Origin of the sequence: Streptomyces sp. 351MFTsu5.1 (assembly GCF_000383655.1) — a bacterium.
Taxonomy (GTDB): Bacteria; Actinomycetota; Actinomycetes; order Streptomycetales; family Streptomycetaceae; genus Streptomyces; species Streptomyces griseorubiginosus.
This window is the reverse complement of sequence record NZ_KB911794.1, coordinates 21,411-34,129: the sequence shown is the minus strand read 5'-3', so window position 1 is coordinate 34,129 and position 12,719 is coordinate 21,411. Positions and strand designations below refer to the sequence as shown.

General features: G+C 71.2%; 12 protein-coding genes and 1 pseudogene. 4 read left to right on the top strand and 9 right to left on the bottom strand.

All coding sequences use genetic code 11. The features are described 5' to 3' along the window. The first annotated feature begins 10 nt into the window (after window positions 1-10). Window positions 11-553 carry an MOSC domain-containing protein gene (locus H295_RS0134020; RefSeq protein ID WP_020139826.1) on the top strand — a complete coding sequence of 181 codons (543 nt, stop codon included), beginning with the start codon at window positions 11-13 and terminating at the stop codon, window positions 551-553. Window positions 554-569: 16 nt separating this feature from the next. On the opposite strand, the gene H295_RS44000 is transcribed toward H295_RS0134020, so the two are convergent. Next, window positions 570-1,157 (bottom strand): FadR/GntR family transcriptional regulator, encoded by a 588-nt coding sequence (locus tag H295_RS44000; RefSeq protein WP_078616830.1) that lies wholly within the window; start codon window positions 1,155-1,157, stop codon window positions 570-572. Between H295_RS44000 and H295_RS0134010 the strand changes: the two are divergent. After that, window positions 1,136-1,393 (top strand): annotated as a pseudogene (locus H295_RS0134010) (ABC transporter ATP-binding protein); the annotation flags it as partial. The gene H295_RS44000 and the pseudogene H295_RS0134010 overlap by 22 nt on opposite strands. A 53-nt stretch (window positions 1,394-1,446) precedes the next feature. Here the strand turns inward: H295_RS0134010 and H295_RS0134005 are convergent. Both H295_RS0134005 and H295_RS0134000 read right to left on the bottom strand, forming a co-directional pair. Further along, a complete protein-coding gene (locus H295_RS0134005) occupies window positions 1,447-1,680 on the bottom strand; it encodes an EF-hand domain-containing protein (protein WP_043218433.1) in 234 nt (77 codons plus the stop codon). Window positions 1,681-1,721: 41 nt separating this feature from the next. Then, window positions 1,722-2,633 carry a MerR family transcriptional regulator gene (locus H295_RS0134000; RefSeq protein ID WP_020139822.1) on the bottom strand — a complete coding sequence of 304 codons (912 nt, stop codon included), beginning with the start codon at window positions 2,631-2,633 and terminating at the stop codon, window positions 1,722-1,724. A gap of 48 nt (window positions 2,634-2,681) precedes the next feature. Between H295_RS0134000 and H295_RS0133995 the strand changes: the two genes are divergently transcribed. Then, window positions 2,682-3,317: a GNAT family N-acetyltransferase gene (locus H295_RS0133995; protein ID WP_020139821.1), complete on the top strand. Its 636-nt coding sequence runs from the start codon at window positions 2,682-2,684 to the stop codon at window positions 3,315-3,317. 673 nt (window positions 3,318-3,990) lie between these two features. On the opposite strand, the gene H295_RS0133990 is transcribed toward H295_RS0133995, so the two are convergent. The 6 genes from H295_RS0133990 to H295_RS0133965 form a co-directional block, all read right to left on the bottom strand. Next, entirely contained in the window at window positions 3,991-5,178 is a 1,188-nt protein-coding gene (locus H295_RS0133990; RefSeq protein ID WP_020139820.1) for a YncE family protein, read from the bottom strand. Next, window positions 5,178-5,909 carry a polysaccharide deacetylase family protein gene (locus tag H295_RS0133985; protein ID WP_020139819.1) on the bottom strand — a complete coding sequence of 244 codons (732 nt, stop codon included), beginning with the start codon at window positions 5,907-5,909 and terminating at the stop codon, window positions 5,178-5,180. Before H295_RS0133985 ends, H295_RS0133990 begins: the two co-directional genes overlap by 1 nt. Window positions 5,910-5,951: 42 nt before the next feature. Next, on the bottom strand, window positions 5,952-6,455 hold the full coding sequence (locus H295_RS0133980) for an ATP-binding protein (protein ID WP_020139818.1): 504 nt from the start codon (window positions 6,453-6,455) through the stop codon (window positions 5,952-5,954). Window positions 6,456-6,717: 262 nt separating this feature from the next. Continuing rightward, window positions 6,718-7,485, bottom strand: coding sequence for an enoyl-CoA hydratase/isomerase family protein (locus H295_RS0133975; RefSeq protein ID WP_020139817.1), 768 nt, complete (start codon window positions 7,483-7,485; stop codon window positions 6,718-6,720). A 101-nt stretch (window positions 7,486-7,586) separates the two neighbouring features. Next, window positions 7,587-8,837, bottom strand: a complete 1,251-nt coding sequence (locus tag H295_RS0133970; RefSeq protein WP_020139816.1) for a L,D-transpeptidase — start codon at window positions 8,835-8,837, stop codon at window positions 7,587-7,589. Window positions 8,838-8,949: 112 nt separating this feature from the next. Continuing rightward, entirely contained in the window at window positions 8,950-10,176 is a 1,227-nt protein-coding gene (locus H295_RS0133965; RefSeq protein ID WP_028810000.1) for a L,D-transpeptidase, read from the bottom strand. A gap of 294 nt (window positions 10,177-10,470) precedes the next feature. Between H295_RS0133965 and glgX the strand changes: the two genes are divergently transcribed. After that, window positions 10,471-12,717: a glycogen debranching protein GlgX gene (gene glgX, locus H295_RS0133960; protein WP_020139814.1), complete on the top strand. Its 2,247-nt coding sequence runs from the start codon at window positions 10,471-10,473 to the stop codon at window positions 12,715-12,717. Window positions 12,718-12,719: the final 2 nt, after the last annotated feature.

Genomic DNA, 12,719 nt, shown 5'->3' with positions numbered 1-12,719 from the left:
GGCTGGTGCCATGGGTGGGACGATCAGCGCGGTCAGCAGCAACGGAACGTACTCCTTCAGCAAGCCGAACCGGGAGAGCATCACCTTGCTCGCGGGGTTCGGGGTGGAGGGGGACGTGCACGGCGGAGCGACGGTGAAGCACCGGTTCCGGATGCGGAAGGACCCCTCGCAGCCGAACCTCCGGCAGGTGCACCTGATCCACGAGGAGCTGTTCGAGGACGTACGGCGGGCCGGGTTCGAGGTGGCCGCCGGGGAGCTCGGCGAGAACGTCACCACCCGGGGGGTCGACCTGCTGGCACTGCCCCGGGGCACGCGCCTGCGGCTCGGGGGGACGGCCGTCGTCGAGGTGACCGGGCTGCGGAATCCGTGCGCGCAGATCGACGGCTTCCGTAAGGGGCTGATGAAGGAGGTCGTGAGCCGGGACGAGAACGGCCGGCCGCGCTTCCTTTCCGGGATCATGGGCGTCGTCGTGACGGGTGGCGTGGTGCGCCCCGGCGACACCGTCGGAATCGGCCTCCCGTCCGGTCCGCACGAGCCCCTGGACATCGTCTAGCCGGGACGGGGCCCGTTCACGGGAGCGGGCACTGGCCCGGGAACGGATCCTCCAGCTCCGCCCGCAGGATCTCCGCCGCCGCCTCCGCGTCCCCGTCCGCCACCGCGCGGACCAGGGCCGCGTGGGCCTCGTCCGCGGTGTTGGGGTCGGTGGCGCGCAGGTCCGTCAGGGCCAGCAGTTCGACCAGGCCCTCGCGCAGCACCGGGGTGAACTCCCCGAAGAGGTCCGCGAGTACGGGGTTGTGGGCGGCCGCGACCACCGCCGCGTGGAAGGCGATGTCGGCGTCGACGAAGTCGGCGTCGGAGGAGGCCGAGGCGGCCCGGCGGCCCTCCAGCGCGCGTTCCATCGCCACCACGTCCTCGACGGTACGGCGGCGCGCGGCGAGGCGGGCCGCGTGGACCTCCACTGCCATGCGGACCTCGTAGACGTCGGTGACCGCGGCCCGGCGCAGCCGGGTCGGCCAGTCCCGCACCTCCTCCGCGGCCGTGACGAACACCCCCGCGCCCTGCCTCGGCCGCACCAGCCCGGCCCCGGCCAGCGCCCGCAGCGCCTCACGGACCGTGGAGCGGCCGACGCCGAGTCCGCGAGCAGTTGATCGACGCACTGGACGTACTGCGCCGGGAGCATCCGGCGCCGGCGACGGTCTTGGTCACACATCACCTGGAGGAGCTGCCGCCCGGCACCACCCATGCGTTGCTGCTGCGGGAGGGCCGGGTCCTCGCCCAGGGCCCGGCGGCGCACGTCCTCACCAGCGACCGGGTCGGCAGGTGCTTCGACCTGCCGCTGGTGCTGGAGCGGCACGAGGGCCGCTGGACGGTACGGCTCCGGGGCTGGGCATGACGAAGGGGGCGCCCGCCGAAAGCCCGGTGCGGCGCCCCCCCTCTCCGTTCGCCCTACTTGTTCAGGAAGGCCCAGAACTCGTCGAACGACAGGAGCTTGTCGCCGTTCAGGTCACGGGTCTTGATGATCGCCTCGGCGACCGACTCGGTCACGTTCCAGTCGCCCCCCTGGGCCAGGGCGGACTTGAACTCGGCGGCGGTGATGGAGCCGTCACCGTCCGCATCGATGCGCTCGAACTGCTTGCGTGCTTCCTCGATGTCGATGTGCGCCACCGGTCCGCCCCTCATCTCGTGCTTCGTGTCTCACTGGCTTGCTGCCGCAGGTCAGATTAGCCGCCGGTCCTGGACCGCAGCGCGGCGACCACCCAGGAGAACTCCGCCCGGTACCTCGGCGGCTCGGACGCGCCGGAGATGACGGCGGCCAACTCCCGGTAGCGGTCGACCTCCTGGCCCAGGTCGATGCGCTCCAGCACGGCCGCCCGGTCCGTGCCCTCCCCGAGCAGTTCGTCGAGTACGGCGTCCGCCTCCGGGTCCTCGGGGGCCGTGCCGCGCGCGAGGGCGTCCCCGACCAGCTCGACCAGCCGCCGGATGAACCACATCGAGGTGCCGGCCGGGGTGTCCGGGCCCCGGCCGGCCGCGTTGAACTCGATCATCCTGCGCATCGCGGCCCGGAAGTCCTCCTTCTGCACCAGTTCGGCCAGCTCCACCCACGCGTCGACCTGCTCGGGGCTGGGATCCTCGGGCAGATCGGCACCGATCCGCCGCAGCCGGTCCCGGATCACCGGGTCGGCCGTGTCCAGGCCGCGGAAGGTCTCCTCCACGAAGTCGTCCACGATCCGCTGCCGTTCGGCCGCCGACAGCCGCGCAAGTCTGTGCATCAACGTCATCTCCTCCGCGCTCGAACCCCGTCGCGCCACGGTCGACAGCACCGCCCGGGTCACCTTCAGTGACCTGATCTGCGCGTCCAGCGCGGCCACATGCGCGGCCGCCACGGAGGACAGGTCCTTCTCGCCCCCGACGACCTCGCGTACGGCGTCCAGGCCGAGACCCAGTTCCCGCAGCGTGCGGATCAGCTCCAGGCGGGCGACGGACTCGGTGTCGTAGAGCCGGTAGCCGCCGGCGGAGCGGGTCACCGGGGTGAGGACACCCTCGTCGGACCAGTAGCGGATGGTCCGCACGGTCAGTCCGGTGGTCCGGGCCAGCTCGCCGATGGTGAAAAGGCCGGTGCCGTCGTCGATCATGTCTGCGAGTGTGGGCCTTCCAGTGGCGGGAGACTCAAGGAGCCGGTGATGGAGACTTTGCGGGACATTCTCGACGCGGCGGCCCGCGGTGTCTTCCCGCCGGCGGACGGCGGCACCACGATCGTGCCGCAGGCCTGTCACCGGGACGCGGGCGTGCTCTCCTTCACGGCCCACTCCGTGGTCTTCACGGACGAGGACCCCGAGTGGGTCCGGGCCACCCTGCGCGGCCTGGACTGCGATCCGCTGGCCGCGACCATGAACCCGCGTTTCCTGACGGCCCTGCTGGAGCGGACCGGGCGCAGGTCGGAGACGATCGACGCGATGCTGGTCGCCGACCCGCTGCCGGGCGAACCGCCCCTGGCGCTCGAGGAGATCGAGGACGCGAACCATCCCCGGATCGCCTACGCCCGCGGGCGCCGCGACGACATCCGGGCCTGGACGGCGGACGGCGGGGTGCTGGTGACGGGACGCGGCGTCGGCGGCCGTCTGGAGGTCTCGGTCGAGGTCGACGAGGCGGTACGGCAGCGGGGCCTGGGCCGCGTCCTGGTGACCGCGGCCCGCCACCTGGTCGCGGAGCCCCTGTGGGCCCAGGTCTCCCCGGGCAACGCCCGCAGCCTGCGCGCCTTCCAGGCGGCGGGCTACCGCCCGGTGGGCGCGGAGGCGGTACTGCTCGCCCGCCGCTGACGCGCGGGGGGTGTTCCTCGCACCCCGAGGACGTGCGAGTGTTGCTCACCCCCCGCTGACGTGCGGCGGCGTTGCCCACTCCCCCAGCGGCGTTGCGACGGACCGCTCGCACCCCCAGCAACGTACGGCGGACCGCTCGCGCCCCAGCCACGCGCGGGGGTTCCTCGCACCCTGGCGACGCACGGCGGCGTTGCTCACTCCCCCAGTGCCGTGCGGCGGACCGCTCGCACCCCCAGCGGCGTTGCGGCGGACCGCTCGCACCCCCAGCAACGTACGGCGGACTCCTCGCGCCCACAGCCACGCGCGGGGGTTGCTCACTTCCCAGCCACGCGCCGGTGCTGCTCACACCCCGGCGGCGCGCGGCGGCATTGGTCACTCCCCCAGTGCCGTGCGGCGGACCGCTCGCACCCCCAGCAACGTACGGCGGACTCCTCGCGCCCCAGCCACGCGCCGGTGCTGCTCACACCCCGGCGGCGCGCGGCGGCATTGGTCACTCCCTCAGTGCCGTGCGGCGGACCGCTCGCACCCCCAGCAACGTACGGCGGACTCCTCGCGCCCACAGCCACGCGCCGGGGTTGCTCACTTCCCGGCCACGCGCCGGTGCTGCTCGCACCCCGGCGGCGCGCGGCGGCGTTGCTCACTCCCCCGGTGACGTGCGGTGACGCGGGAGTCGTCAGCGGAAGATGCCGGTGTGGCCGAGTGAGTAGCGGCCCGGTTGCGGGTACACCGCGAGGCCGTGGGGGCCGCTGCCGACCTTGATGCGGGCGAGCTCGGCGCCGGTGCGGGTGTCGATGGCGTAGACCTCGGAGTTGTAGCGGCCGGACAGCCACAGGACCTTGCCGTCGGCGGAGACGCCCCCCATGTCGGGGCTGCCACCACCGGGCAGGTGCCACTTCTTCGTGACCCGGTTCTCGGCGAAGTCGAAGACGGACACGGTCCCTTCGCCCCGGTTGGAGACGTACATTTCACGGGAGTCACGGCTGACGTACAGGCCGTGGGTGCCCTTGCCGGTGGGCAGCAGGGTCGGCTTGCCGAAGGTGTCCCCGTCCAGGACCCACATCCCGTCGGCCATCATGTCGGCGACGTAGAACCGCTTCCCGTCGGGCGAGACCTTGACGTCCTGCGGCATGGCCCCGCCGAAGGGCAGCTTCTGCTGGCCGATCACCTCCATCTTCTCGGTGTCGACCTTCAGCAGCTCCCCGCTGAACTCGCAGGACACGATGAAGTACCGGCCGTCCAGGGAGAAGTCGGCGTGGTTGACGCCGTAGCAGCTGACCGGGACCGTCTTCCTCCGCTCCATGGTGTACGCGTCGCGGAAGACCAGCTCCCGGTCGAGGGAGGCCATCACGATGGCGTACTTGCCGTTCGGCGTGAAGTACAGGTTGTAGGGGTCGTGCACATCGACCGGCTTGCCCGCCTTCCCGGTGCTCGGGTCGATCGGGGTGAGGGTGTTGCCGCGGTCGTTGTTGACCCAGAGCGTCTTCATGTCCCAGGAGGGCACGACGTGCTGGGGCTGCCGTCCGACATGGATCGTGTCGATGACCTCGTACGTCTTCGGGTCGATGACGGAGACCGTGTCGGACTCGGTGTTGGGCACGTAGACCCGCGAGGGGAAGTCCTTCACCACGGGGGAGAGCCGGTTCGGGCGGTCGGCGGCGTAGACGTCCTTCGGGTCGAGGACGGGCGGCATCCCGGGGAGCCCCTGGACCGCCTTCCGCACGGGTTTCACCGGGTGCACCGGGGCGGCAGCCTTGGTGCCGAGGGCCTCCTTCACGCCGTCCTCGGTCCCGGTGCCGCAGGCGGCGAGGACGACGAGGGCGGCACAGGCGATCAGAGCGCGCTGGGCGAGGGTACGGGTCATCAGCTGAACAACTCCGTGGTGGTCACCGCGGCCAGGCCGCGCCGGTCGAGTTCTTCCAGTACGACGGGGAGGGCGGCGACCGTGTCGGCGTACCCGAAGTGCAGGCTCACCACGGACCCTTCGCGGATCTCGGCGAGTACCTTGCGGGCGACGGCGGCGGCGCCGGGCGAGGTGTAGTCGAGGGAGTCGACGTCGTAGGACAGGACGTGGGGGTAGCCGGCCTCCTGGGCCAGCCGGGTGACGAGGGGTGAGGCGGTGGGAGTGCGGGAGGGCCGGAACCAGGTCCCCACCGTCCCGGTGAGCCGCCGGATCTGCTCGGCGCAGCCGGTGATCTCCTGACGCGCCTCGGCCTCGGACATCGCGTTGATGTCGAGGTGGCTCAGGGTGTGGTTGCCGAGGTCGTGGCCGCCGTCCAGGATCCGGCGGGCAAGGTCGGGGTGGGCGTCGAGCCAGGTGCCCACGGCGAGCACGGTGAGCCGGGCTCCGCGCTGCTCGGCCTCGGTGAGCAGCGCACGTGCGGTGGCGGGATCACCGGCGCCGTGGAAGGTGAGGGCGACCCGGGGGCGGTCGCGGGGGCCGTGGGTGAGCTGGGCGGGGAGGGGTGGGGCGCTGCCGGCGGAGGAGGGGGCGGGATGAGCGACGGCACTCCTGGTCGCACATCCCGCGGCCAATGTCAGCCCGGCGGTGGCGAGCAGCACGGTCCGGCGGTCGGTAGCGGTCACCCGCCCCATTTAAGGGGTTCTGTGGCGGATTGCCGCTGATCGACCCACCGGCTACCTGTCGGCCACCCGCATCTCGAACCAGGTGGTCTTGCCGCGGGGCAGCAGATCGACCCCCCACCGGTCGGACAGCTTGTCGACGAGGAACAGTCCCCGTCCGCTGACGTCCATCTCCTGGACCGGCATCAGACAGGGCAGTCCGCGCGAGGGGTCCCGCACCTCTATCCGGATCCACCCCCGCCGGCGCCGCATGCGCAGGCCGAACACCCTTGCCCCGGTGTGCCGTACGGCGTTGCCGACGAGCTCGGACACGAGTAACACCGCGTCCTCCGCCATCTTGGGGGTCAGCCCCCAGTCGCGCAGCACGATCACCTGGGTCAGGCGCCGGGCGGCCGCCGCGGACTCCGGGCGGGACGGCAGGGGGACCTCGGCCTCGGTGGGGTTTCCGAACAGTTCGAGCACCTTCAGTGCGTGCTCGTCCTCGACCGCCGGAGACCAGCGCGCCGCCGTCGCACGGCCGTCTCCCCGCGGCTGTTCGAAACCCTCCAGCCCCGCCATGACCCCATCATGGCCGCCCAAAGCGCCCTCCGGGGCCGTTCCTGACGAATACGCCCCCCTGAACGCGCTGTTCCGAGAAGGGTGATCGGCATATGCCAACGGCACATCGGCGCCGTCAACAGCCCTGGTGACCTGTGGCGGAGGCTCATGAGGAGGCAATCGACGGACTCCCTCGACAAGGCAGACTTAAGGTTGCCTTAAGGCTCCCATAAACCGCCCCATCGAGGGACCCGGATCAGACATCGCGTCAATTGCAAGGGATTCAGAGGAATTTCGCCTTGCCGGGTCCTTCCTCGACGAAGCTCTTCATGCCCCGTGCGCGGTCCTCGGTGGCGAACAGGCCTGCGAACCAGTTGCGTTCCACCGCGAGCCCGGTCTCGATGTCCGTCTCCAGACCCGTGTCGATCGACTCCTTCGCCGCGCGCAGCGCGATCGCCGGTCCCTGCGCGAGCTTCGCCGCCCAGGCGTGGGCCTCGGCGTACACCTCGTCGGCGGGGACGACCCGGTCCACGAGGCCGAGCGCCAGTGCCTCGTCGGCCTTGACCATACGGCCGGTGAAGATCAGGTCCTTCGCCTTGGACGGTCCGACCAGCCGGGCCAGGCGCTGGGTGCCGCCCGCGCCGGGGATCAGGCCGAGCAGGATCTCCGGCTGGCCCAGCTTGGCGTTCTCCGCGGCGATCCGGAAGTCCGCGCACAGGGCGAGTTCGCAGCCGCCGCCCAGCGCGTAGCCGGTGATCGCGGCGACGACCGGCTTGGGGATGCGGGCCACGGCCGTGAAGGAGTCCTGGAGGGCGCGGGCGCGCAGGACCATCGCGGTGTGGTCCATGTCCTGCATCTCCTTGATGTCCGCGCCCGCCGCGAACACCTTCTCCCCGCCGTACACGACCACCGCGCGCACGTCCTCACGCCGGGTCGCCTCCTCGGCGAGCTCCTTCAGCCGGTCCTGGGTGGCCACGTCCAGCGCGTTCATGGGCGGCCGGTCGAGACGGATGACGCCGACACCTTCGGCGACTTCGAGATTCACGGTCATGCCAGCAGGTTAACGGGGACTAACGGCAACGGCCCCGGTGCCGTAGCTCACACCGGGGCCGTACGTCAGTCGTCACGCATCGGCCGTCGGCCGTCGGAGCGTCACGCCGTCCACTTGTCCCAGGACATGTTCCAGCCGTTGAGGCCGTTGTCCGGGGCGACGGTCGCGTCGTGGGAGTTCTTCACGATCACCACGTCGCCGATCAGGGAGTGGTTGAAGAACCAGGCCGCCGGGACCCCGCTGTCGTAGCCGCCCTTGACGTCGCGCAGGCCCACGCAGCCATGGCTGGCGTTGTAGTTGCCGAAGGCGTCGCCGCCCCAGTAGTTGCCGTGCAGGAAGGTGCCGGAGTCGGTGAGGCGGGAGGCGTGCGGGACGTCCTTGATGTCGTACTCGCCGCCGTACCCGACCGTCTCGCCGTTCATCCGGGTCACCGCGAGCTTCTCGCTGATGACCATCTGGCCGTTCCAGGTGTCGTAGCCGGGCTTGCCGGTGGTGACCGGGATGGTCCTGACGGTCTTGCCGTCCTGCGTGACCTTCATCGTGTGCTTCTTGGCGTCCACGACGGAGACCTGGTTGCGGCCGATGGTGAAGGAGACGGTCTTGTTCTGCTTGCCGTAGACGCCCTTGCGGCCCTCGACGCCGTCGAGACGGAGCTGGACGGTGACCTTGGTGCCTTCCTTCCAGTAGTGCTCGGGACGGAAGTCCAGACGGTCGTTGCCGAACCAGTGGCCCTGGACGTCGACGGCCGGCGAGGTCTTGACGGTGATGGCCTTCTCGACGTCGTCGGGACTCGTGATGCCCCGGGTGAAGCGGAGCGAGAACGGCATTCCGACGCCGACCGTCGAGCCGTCCTCGGGCGTGAATGTGCCGATGAAGGTGTTCTTCGGGGTCAGGGTGGTGAAGCCGGAGTCCTCGGCCGCCGTACGGCCCTTGGAGTCCTTCGCGATCGCGTGCACCGTGTAGGCGGTGCCGGAGGCGAGATGCGTGGACGGCGTCCAGGAGGCGCCGTCGGCGGCTATCTTCCCCTCCACCGCGGTGCCCTTGGCGTCCTTGACCTGCACCTCGGTCAACTTGCCCTTCGTGGCGGCGACCTTGAGGGCGCCGCTGGTGTCGACGGACTTCGCGCCGTCCTTCGGGGTGATGGAGACGATCGCCTCGGACTGCTTGGTCTCGGCGGCTGCCGAGTCACCCTTCCCGCTCTTGGCGTCCCCGGAGCCCGAACCGGATCCGGCTCCCCCGCCACCGCACGCGGTCACGGCCAGCAGCAGGACGCCGAGTATCAGCGCCAGCAGCCCCTTGGCCCCACGCCCCCGCGCGTCAACCGACGCCCCCGATATCGGTCGCACGTTCAAGTCGATCTCCCCTCGCCGGGCCTGGTCAGGCCCGCATCACCCCCGCGATCACCGCGTGTCGGCGCATATTAACCGCATAAATTTCAGAATCTTGTGAGTAGAAGGTCACCATTCAGTCACTGCCCGCATTCCACTGCTTCCACGTCATATTCCATCCCCCGAGGCCATTGTCGGGAGCGACCTTTTTGTCATCGCTGTGGACGACCTCGACCACGTCACCGACGAGACTGCGGTCGAAGAACCAGCCCGCGGGCGTCTCCGAGCTGCCGCCCTTCACATCCCTGAGGCCCACACAGCCGTGGCTGACATTGACCCTGCCGGGGGCGTCCGGCGCCCAGTAGTTGCCGTGCAGGAAGGTGCCGGAGTCGGTCAGCCGCAGGGCGTGCGGCACGTCCGGGATGTCGTACTCGCCGCCGAAGCCGACCGTACGGCTGTTCATGCGGGTCACTTCCAGCATCTCGGTGACGACCATCTTGCCGTTGTACGTGGTGGTCTTGGGGGCGCCCGCGGTGATCGGCACGGTGGCGAGGAGTTCGCCGTCCCGCCTGACCTGCATGGTGTGTGCGGCCGCGTCCACGAGGGAGACCTGGCTGCGGCCGACGGTGAAGGAGACGGTCTTGTACTGGAGGCCGTAGACGCCGGGCGCGCCCTCCACGTCCCGGAGCCGCAGCGCGACCGTCACCCGGGTCCCGGGCTGCCAGTAGTGCTCGGGCCGGAAATCGAGGCGGCCCCGGCCGAACCAGTGGGGGCGGATCTCGACGGGCGGCTGCGCGGTGACGCGGACGGCGCGTTCGACGGCCGCGCGGTCCTGGATCTCCCGGTTGAACGCCAGCGAGACGATCATCCCGGTGCCGACGGTGGAGCGGTTCTCGGGGGTCACGTACCCGACGAAGCGCTTCCCGGGGACGTACGTGGTGAAGGTCGCGTGCCGGGCCGAGCGGCGGCCGTGCGCGTCGAGGGCGACCGCGTCGACGGTGTACTTCGCGGCGAGCGCGAGCCGCGCCTCGTCGGGTTCCCAGCGCAGCCCGTCGTCGGAGATGCGCCCGGGGACCGGAGTGTCCTGCGCGTCCTGGGACTTCACGACGGTGACCGACTCCAGGCGGCCGCCGGCCACCCGGACCCGCAGCCTCTCCTCGGGCGGCACGCCCCTGGTGCCGTCGTCGGGGGCGACCCTGATCACGTCCTCGGGCGCCGGGGGCTTGCCGAACCCTCCGACCCCGCTGATCCCGCCACCCCCGCCCGCGGTGCAGCCGGCGGCCCCGGCCAGCAGTCCTGCCCATGTCACCACGGCGACCATCACGGTCCCGGCACGCCGAGCGCGCCCCTGTCCATGTCTCACACCCGGCTCAACGACGGCGCCTACCGGGGGGAAACGTGACCTTCGGATCTCCGGCGACGGTGGCCTACGCTTCTTGGGGGCGCGAGGAACTGCGCGACCAGCCCCCACGGACCCGCAGTCGCCGGACAACCTGACCCGGCACGTCCGAAGGCGCCCCGCCCAACCCAGCGGAGCGAACCCGTGAGTGCGAGCCGACCCGTGGGCAGAACAGTGGGGAGGACGACGTGAGGGGGTGCCGCGGATGGGATGCCGTGCGCCCTTTTCCATCTCGTTCCACGAGCCGTGGGAGGACCGGTGTCCAGCGCAGCCGAGCAGGAGGCGGTGACCGAAGCCGCCGAGGAGCGCCCCGCCGCGCTGGTGAACGGCACGCGGCGGGGAGCACCACCCGTACCGGTGTGGCCCGGTGCGCCGACCCCGCTGGGGGCCAGGTTCCGGGTCGGTCCGGACGGAGTCGCGGGGACCAACTTCGCGCTGTGGGCGGGCGGTGCCGAGGCCGTCGAGCTGTGCCTGTTCGACGCGGACGGCAGGGAGACCCGGGCCCGGCTCGGCGAGCTCACCCACGAGATCTGGCACGGCTTCGTCCCCGGTGTCATGCCCGGCCAGCGCTACGGCTTCCGGGTGCACGGCCGCTGGGACCCGTGGACCGGCGGCCGCTGGAACCCGGCGAAGCTGCTCCTGGACCCGTACGCCCGCGCGGTGGACGGTGACTTCAGCCTGCCGCCCGAGGTGTACGGCCATGTCCGTGACTGGCCCCAGCAGCAGGTCGCGGACACCGTCCGGGACGACCGTGACTCGGCGCCGTACGTCCCGAAGGGGGTGGTCGTCCACGACGACGCCACCGACGACGAATGGATGGAGGACCGGAGGCCGAAGACCCCGTGGGCGGACTCGGTCATCTACGAGGTGCATGTGCGGGGCTTCACGGCCCGGCACCCCGGCATCCCCGAGGAACTGCGGGGCACGTACGCCGGGCTGGCGCATCCGGCCGCGATCGAGCACCTGGTGAGACTGGGCGTGACGGCCGTCGAGCTGCTCCCCGTCCACCAGTTCGCGCACGAGGACCACCTGCTGCGGCGCGGCCTGAAGAACTACTGGGGCTACAACTCCATCGGCTACTTCGCGCCGCACGCGTCCTACGCCGCCTCCGGTACGACGGGCCAGCAGGTCGGCGAGTTCAAGCGCATGGTCCGCGCGCTGCACGCCGCCGGGATCGAGGTCATCCTCGACGTGGTCTACAACCACACGGCGGAGGCGGGCGAGCTGGGCCCCACGCTGTCCCTGAAGGGCATCGACAACCGGGGCTACTACCGCCTCCAGTCGGACGCCCGGCGCTACGCGGACTACACGGGCTGCGGCAACACCCTGCACGTCGTCCAGCCGCACGTCCTGCGGCTGATCACCGACTCCCTGCGCTACTGGGTGACGGAGATGGGCGTGGACGGCTTCCGCTTCGACCTGGCGGCCGCGCTGGCCCGCTCGATGCACGACGTCGACATGCTGTCCCCGTTCCTCGCGGTGATCGCCCAGGACCCGGTGCTGCGCCGGGTGAAGCTGATCGCCGAGCCGTGGGACGTGGGCTCCGGGGGCTACCAGGTGGGCGCCTTCCCGCCCCTGTGGACGGAGTGGAACGACCGCTACCGCAACGCCGTACGGGACTTCTGGCGAGGCGCTCTGCCGGACGTACGGGACCTCGGCTACCGCCTGTCGGGCTCCAGCGACCTGTACGCGTGGGGCGGGCGGCGGCCGTACGCCTCGGTCAACTTCATCACCGCGCACGACGGTTTCACCCTGCGCGACCTGGTGTCGTACGAGAGGAAGCACAACGAGGCGAACGGCGAGGGCAACCGGGACGGCACCGACGACAACCGGGCGTGGAACTGCGGGGCCGAGGGCGAGACGGACGACGAGCGCGTACGGGCGCTCAGGCGACGGCAGTTGAGGAACCTGCTCACCACACTGCTGCTGTCGACGGGGGTGCCGATGCTGGTCGCGGGCGACGAGATGGGCCGCACGCAGCGCGGCAACAACAACGCCTACTGCCAGGACAACGAGATCAGCTGGGTGGACTGGGAGCTGCTGGAGGATCCCGGCTGGAAGGCCCTGTTCGACCTCACCGCCCGGCTGATCGATCTCAGACACCGGCATCCGGTGCTCAGGCGCCGGGCGTTCTTCTCGGGGCGGGCGCACTCGGCGGACGGGTTGCGGGACCTGGCCTGGTTCACCGCGCGCGGCACCGAGATGACGGAACACGACTGGTACGCGCCCGCCGCCACGCTCGGCATGTATCTGTCGGGGCGGGACATCCCCGGCCGTGACGACCGCGGGGCGCCGATCGTCGACGACAGCTTCCTGGCCGTCCTGCACGCGGGTGACCGCCCGACGGCCTTCCAGCTGCCGGGACCGCCGTGGGCGGAGCGGTACGAGGTGGTCGTCGACACGTCGAGGGAGGAACAGGGGGAGGCACCGGCGGTGGTGCACCGGGCGGGGTCGTCGGTCACGGTCCCGGCACGGGCGGTGCTGCTGCTCAGGGTGGCCGACTGAGG